This window comes from Flavobacterium sp. UW10123 (genome assembly GCF_040538975.1).
In the GTDB taxonomy this organism is placed as follows: domain Bacteria; phylum Bacteroidota; class Bacteroidia; order Flavobacteriales; family Flavobacteriaceae; genus Flavobacterium.
Map to the genome: position 1 here is coordinate 1 of NZ_JBEWQE010000031.1, position 7,556 is coordinate 7,556.

Consider the following 7,556-nt stretch of genomic DNA (forward strand, 5'->3'; position numbering starts at 1 on the left):
CCAGTTCACGGACTTCGCAGCCCACTCGGCATCGCGTCCCGCAACTGTTTTATCCGTTCCCACATAGGCATAGATATTGCCCTGCGGATCTTTAACGATAGCGTCTAGGGTTGTGATTGAGCCTGGGGTACCAGGCGCTCCAGAAACTCCTTGTATTCCATCAATTCCATTTTTACCTGATACAGGAATCCATTTGTCATGGTCTTTAGGATCCCTTACATATATAATTCCAGTTTTGTAATCGATATACATTTCAATTGTACCATCGATACCTGGTGTTCCAACTGCTCCTGGAACTCCGTTGCCTCCCGCAATTCCATTCTTGCCGTCAAGCCCGTTGATTCCGTTGATCTTAACCCAGTTTGGTGATTTTGAAGCCCATTCCGCATCGCGTCCAGCAACCGTCTTGTCATCTCCAACATAGGCATAGATATTGCCCTGCGGATCTTTAACGATAGCGTCTAGAGTTGTGATTGAGCCTGGGGTTCCAGGTACTCCAGAAACTCCTTGTATTCCATCAATTCCGTTTTTACCCGATACAGGAACCCATTTGTCATGGTTCTCAGGATCTCTTACATATATGATTCCAGTTTTGTAATCAATATACATTTCAACTGTACCGTCGATACCAGGTGTTCCAACTGCTCCTGGAACTCCGTTACCTCCTGCAATTCCATTCTTACCATCTAGCCCATTTTTACCATTCATTGGAATCCAATTTTTTGGATCTAATGGGTCTGTACCTGGTTTTAGGATATAAACTGTACCTGTTGAATTATCTACATAGATAGTAGTATTCGCAGGGATTACAACACCTGGCTCTCCTGGTGCTCCGTTTCCTCCATTAATACCATCTTTTCCTGAACCTGCTTCGCCAGCAGCTACTATTCTCTGCCATTTACCTGCATACCAGTAGTAGTAGCCAGGTGTTACATCTGCCGCTGTTACTGTATTAAAAACAAGCAAGCTGCTTACATTGCCATTTTTTATTGTGGTCTTGTCCGTTGTTCCTGTTAATTTAACCTGTGGAATCAAAACACCTTTATCCGCAGAATAAACTTCTAACTGCGCAGATTTATTGGGATCTATCTTTCCAATACCCACCTGCGAATAAGCCGAATAACATCCTAAAACAACAAATAAAGGGAGTAATCTATTCTTCATATTTAATTATTTATGGTTATTAAATTTCATTACACAATACAATTTCACTACAGGTCTAAAAATATACCCTGATTATATTTTTTATATATTTAAAGTAAAATCAACTATGTTCATTTTTATTTCACATTGAATTTTAAGCCACAAATATCCCTTAAGCTATTTCCTACAATTACCTCTAAAAGTTTTTATTCTTACATTATACGACAAAAAAATCTTACAATTTAAGTTCCTCATAAAACAAAAAAGAGAGCTATATAGCCCTCTTTTTTTCAAAAACAATAACCTTTTATTATTCAAAAAAATTACTTTTTTGATAATTCGTTTACTAACTGTTCTAATTTTTCCATACGATTTTCAAGATTTAAAATTTTAGTATCTTTTTCTTTAATTTGAGTTTGCTGCTCTTTAATAGCATTGATCAATACAGGTACCATTTCAGCATAATTTACACCTAATGTATTAGCTTCATCATTTGCTACATCTACGACTTCTGGCAATACTTTTTGCACCTGCTGTGCCGACACCCCAACTTTCATTTTATTTGAAGCATCGTCTTTCCAAGTGTAGGAGATTGGATCGATTTTCATTACATCTTCTAAACCATATTTTAATGGCTCAATATTTTTCTTTAAGCGAATGTCTGAAGTCTGTATAGTTCCGTTTGCTGAATAAATAGTTCCCCATCTATTAGTTGCTCCTCCCAAAGTCTGTGCACCATTTCCGCTAGGAATAAAACTACCATCTTTATCTATAGTAACTCTTATAGCTCCTGAAGTAAAAAACTGAAGATCGCTCGAATTACTAGTTCCATTACCTAAATAACTACTCATAATACTTGAAGCATTTACAAATGTGCTCGATCCATTAAGAGCATAACCAAAGTTCATTTTTCCAAGCATTGTATTTGATGCAAGTGTAGCGTTTGATGTAGTATAGTTCATTGAAAAAGTAGAACTACGATTCACTCCTTCAAATATCACATCATTTCCTGAACCAGTAGAACTTTTTACATGAAGCCCAACACTAGGAGTAGTTGTTCCGATTCCTAAATATCCATTTTCATCAAGTGTCATTTTTACCCCCTGACTAGTTGAGAATGTCAAATTACTTAAAGGTGATGTTCCATTTCCTTTATAAATTGCGCCAATTGCTGAAAGTGATGAATACGTTCCGTTATAACGAGGCTGAAAAATTATTGATCCAATTGCATCACCTGCTGCAAGATTTTGTTGAACAGCGGCAGTTCCTTTTGCACGTGCAAGTATGAATGCCGGAGTAGCCAATGGATTATTGTTTCCATTAATGGTACTAATTCTTACATCATCAAAACTATCATCTTTATCTTCACTAACAACATGCAGACCTGAACCTGGGGTATCAGTACCAAGCCCTAGTTTACCAGCATTTGTTAATCTCATCCATTCTTTATTATTAGTAACAAAAGGCAAATCAAAATTATCATTTGTCCCAATCGTTTTGAGAGCGCCATTATTATTTCCGCCAACATGCCAGTCTATTGTATCATCTTTGAGATTTTTCATAAAGTTCCAGTTTCCTGAAGCCCCTCCATCCCAATAGTACATACCTTTGCCATTTGCTCCTGTTCCTGTGATAGAAGCATTTGCGTTGTACACTACGGTTCCGTCTTTTGGTGTATTGCCTGAAGCTGGTTTGGTTGTGGTACTAGCTAAACTCACCTGAGGAAAAGAAACTCCTTTTGCCCCATTTACAATATCTACAATAGAAGCGGGATCTGGCGCTGTTGTACCCACCCCTAAACTACCATTTTCATCAATAGTTGCTCTTATTGAATTTGATGTCCAAAATTGCAAATCGGTTGCATTTGTTGTTCCATTGTCGGTTCCTTTATAATTAGACATAATACTTGAACCTTTTACATACGAACCTCCACTATTAGTATAGCCTATTGTAAACTGGCCCAACTTTTGACCTTTGGCCAATGTTCCTGCTGTTGCAGGTGTAAAGTATAACTGCATAGCTGAATTATCTCCGATACCTTCAAAAATAACATCATTCGTTAAAGCATTTGAACTCTTTAAATGAATTCCTGCCTGAGGTGTAATAATACCTAGTCCTAATCGTCCTGCAGTTGTAAGTCTCATCCATTCCGTATTATTTGTGATGAATGGCAGATCAAAATTTGTTTTCGTTCCTAAGTTTTTAATTGCATCTAAACCATTATTTATGTCATTACCTCCTAACAGCCAAGGATAATCATCTGACCATTTTACTGTTCCCGGTTTATCCGTAATTAGCATTGCTAGTTTGTTTACCGCCGGAACTATATTAACTTGAGCATCTGTCAAGACCGCTCCGTTACCATTTACAACTTGTAAAACTGCACTTGAAGTTGTAGTAGTAAGATTTTTAGAATCAATACCAATTGTTAAATCACTGTCTACAATTTTACCTGCACCTGAAATTGTTATCGGGCTTGTTGTTTTTAAATTTGCTTTCGTTACGGTTGCATCAGAACCTGCGATACCTTGAATACCCTGGTCTCCCTTTTCGCCTTTCTCACCCTGGTCTCCCTTTTCGCCTTTCTCACCCTGGTCGCCTTTTGCGCCGTCAGCTCCATTGGCTCCTGCAACACCCTGAATACCCTGGTCGCCCTTTTCGCCTTTCTCGCCCTGGTCGCCTTTTGCACCGTCAGCTCCATTGGCTCCTGCAACGCCCTGAATACCCTGGTCGCCCTTTTCGCCTTTCTCGCCCTGGTCGCCTTTCGCACCGTCAGCTCCATTGGCTCCTGCAACGCCCTGAATACCCTGGTCGCCCTTTTCGCCTTTCTCGCCCTGGTCGCCTTTTGCGCCGTCAGCTCCGTTGGCTCCTGCTACGCCCTGAATACCCTGGTCGCCCTTTTCGCCTTTCTCGCCCTGATCGCCTTTTGCACCGTCAGCTCCATTGGCTCCTGCGATACCTTGAATACCCTGGTCGCCCTTTTCGCCTTTCTCGCCCTGGTCGCCTTTCGCGCCGTCAGCTCCATTGGCTCCTGCAACGCCCTGAATACCCTGGTCGCCCTTTTCGCCTTTCTCGCCCTGGTCGCCTTTTGCGCCGTCTGCTCCATTGGCTCCTGCAACGCCCTGAATACCTTGGTCGCCCTTTTCGCCTTTTGCACCGTCTGCTCCTTTAACTGTCCCTGCACTTAAAGTCGTTCCGTCTGTATAGGTAATGATCAGATTTCCCGATGCGTCGACAGATGTTCCTGAAATGCCTTTTCCATCCAGTCCGTTTTTACCATTTGCGCCGTCAGCTCCTTTAACTGCGCCTGCGCTTGAAGTCGTTCCGTCTGTATAGGTAATGATCAGATTTCCTGATGCGTCGACAGATGTTCCCGAAATGCCTTTTCCATCCAGTCCGTTTTTACCATTTGCACCGTCTGCTCCTTTAACTGTCCCTGCACTTGAAGTCGTTCCGTCTGTGTAGGTAATGATCAGATTTCCTGATGCGTCGACAGATGTTCCTGCAATGCCTTTTCCGTCCAATCCGTTTTTACCATTTGTACCTGGAATACCTTGAAGCCCTTGATCACCTTTTACTTTTCCCGCATCAATTTTAGTTCCATCAGTTAGAGTAACAATAAGATTTCCTGCAGGGGTAATATCAGTATTTGATATTCCTTTTCCTTCTTTACCTGAACCTGCTTCATCTGAAAGTGCAATTCTGCGCCATCTGTCAATGTACCAATAGTAGTAGCCCGGTTTGATATCTGCTATTGTAGCGGTATTAAAAACAAGCAGACTATTTACGTTACCACTTTTAATAGTGGTTTGATCTGTACTTCCCTTTAGGGGAATTTGAGGAATTAAAATCCCTCGGTCTTTTGCAAAAACTTCTAACTGTGCAGAAGGGTTTGCTTCCTGTTTACCTATTACTACTTGTGAGTAAGCTGAATAACCGCCTAGCACAAAAAGCAAAGGAAGTATTTTATTTTTCATGGCATTCTTATTAAGGATTGTTTTTGTTTTTGGTCAAATAGTGAGTTTTTTATATTTCATTTTTGACACTACAAATTTCCACCTAAACCATTGACAAAAAGACCCCTAAAAGTTTTTAAAATTATAAATTAGGCTATTTTTTTTGATATGAGAAAGGTGAATTGTGAGATGTGAGATGTACAAAAAAAAGAGGAAGCATTTGCTTCCTCTTTTACTCTTATACAATAAAGTATACTAATTATTTTTGCAATAATTGCTCAACTGCTTTTTCCAGTTTTTGCGTACGCTCTTGTAATAATTTAATTTCTGAATCCTTAGACTCTAATGCTGCCTTCTGGTCTTTAATTTGAGCTTGCTGCTCTTTAATAGCATTGATTAATACCGGTACCATTTCGGCGTAATTTACACCTAATGTTTTAGCTTCATCATCGCCTACAGAAACCACTTCTGGCAACACTTTTTGCAATTGCTGTGCCGATACCCCAACTCTTACTTTGTTGGTTTCGTCGTCTTTCCAGCTATAAGAAATTGGATCAATTTTCATAACATCTTCTAAACCATATTTTAAAGGTTCAATATTTTTCTTCAAACGAATATCTGAGGTCTGAATTGTACCCATAGCGGCATATACTGCAGACCATCTATTATTAGAAAGACCTAAACTTTGAGTACCATTAGTACTTGGATAAAAAGAACCACTTTCGTTAATGGTTATGGTATTACCAGTAGAAAAGGTAAGTTCCGAAGCATCAGTAGTTCCATTTCCTATATAATTTGCATTTATTGAGGCTACACCAGTAATACGACCATTGGCCTGTGCTTGGAATGTTACCCCCCCAATTCCTTGTCCAAATGTAAGATTTTTTGGAGTAGCAGTAGTACCATTAACACGCGTAAATACGACATCTGGTGTATTTGTGCCATCAGAATATGTTATTAGACGTATATCATCCATATCATCATCTGTTGTTATGTTACTCACTTGCAATGCAGAAGTAGGGACAGTTCCTCCAATGACCAATTTACCACTAGTAGTTAAACGCATTCTTTCTTTAGTATTTGTCATAAACGGCAGGTCAAAATTATCATTTGTCCCAATCGTTTTAAGAGCTCCATTCTTATTACCTCCAACATGCCAATCTATAGTATCATCTGTCAAGTTTTTCATGAAGCTCCAGTTTCCTGAAGTTCCTCCATCCCAATAGTACATACCTTTACCATATGCTCCTGTTCCTGTGATAGAAGCATTTGCATTATATACTACTGTACCATCTTTTGGAGTATTGCCCGAAGCTGGTTTTGTAGTAGTAGTAGTTAAGCTCACCTGAGGGAAAGAAACTCCTTTTGCCCCATTTACAATATCTACAATAGATGCTGGATCTGGAGCTGTTGTACCTACTCCTAAACTACCATTTTCATCAATAGTTGCTCTTACTGAATTTGATGTCCAAAACTGTAAATCGGTTGCATTTGTTGTTCCATTGTCTGTTCCTTTGTAACTAGACATAACACTTGAACCTTTTACAAACGAGCCTCCCGCATTAGTATATCCAATAGTAAACTGACCTAACCTTTGATTTTTGGCCAATGTTCCAGCAGTTGCAGGTGTAAAATACAGTTGCATTGCTGAGTTATCTCCAATTCCTTCAAAAATAACATCATTATTTATAGCATCAGAACTCTTTAAATGAATTCCTGCTTGTGGAACTATTGTTCCAATTCCTAATCTTCCAGCAACTGTCAACCTCATCCATTCCTTATTATTTGTAATGAATGGCAGATCAAAATTCGTTTTTGTTCCTAAATTTTTAATAACATCTAAACCGCTATTTCCATCGTTACCACCTAACAGCCAAGGATAATCATCTGACCATTTTACTGTTCCCGGTTTATCCGTAATTAGCATTGCCGGTTTGTTTACCGCAGGAACAATGTTAACCTGTGCATTTTTCAAGACTGCTCCAGTTCCATTTGTAACTTGTAAAACTGCACTTGGAGTTGTAGTTGTAAGATCCTTAGAATCAATACCAATTGTTAAATCACTATCTACAACTTTACCTGTACCCGAAATTGTGATAGGGCTTGTTGCTTTTAAATCTGCCTTGGTTACAGTTGCATCTGATCCGGTCACACCTCTTGCTCCTGTTGCTCCCGTAGCGCCTGTTGCACCAGTAGCTCCTGTAGCTCCCGTAGCACCTGTAGCACCCGTTACACCATTTGCTCCTGTAGCTCCTGTTGCTCCCGTAGCTCCTGTTGCACCCGTAGCGCCTGTAGCACCTGTAGCACCCGTTACACCATTTGCTCCTGTAGCTCCTGTAGCTCCTGTTGCTCCCGTAGCTCCTGTAGCTCCCGTTGCACCCGTAGCTCCCGTTACACCATTTGCTCCTGTAGCTCCTGTAGCTCCCGTAGCTCCCGTTGCACCTGTTGCTCCCGTAG

Annotated in this window: 3 protein-coding genes; all 3 read right to left on the reverse strand. The window is 40.2% G+C overall.

Features of this window, described 5'->3' with window-relative positions:
• The coding region (locus ABXT06_RS22605) for a phage tail-like protein (RefSeq protein ID WP_502909072.1) at positions 1-1,164 on the reverse strand (1,164 nt) is incomplete at its 3' end.
• A gap of 302 nt (positions 1,165-1,466) precedes the next feature.
• Positions 1,467-5,120: a phage tail-like protein gene (locus tag ABXT06_RS22610; protein ID WP_354592745.1), complete on the reverse strand. Its 3,654-nt coding sequence runs from the start codon at positions 5,118-5,120 to the stop codon at positions 1,467-1,469.
• A gap of 238 nt (positions 5,121-5,358) precedes the next feature.
• A partial coding sequence (locus tag ABXT06_RS22615) for a tail fiber domain-containing protein (protein ID WP_354592746.1) occupies positions 5,359-7,556 on the reverse strand: 2,198 nt, incomplete at its 5' end.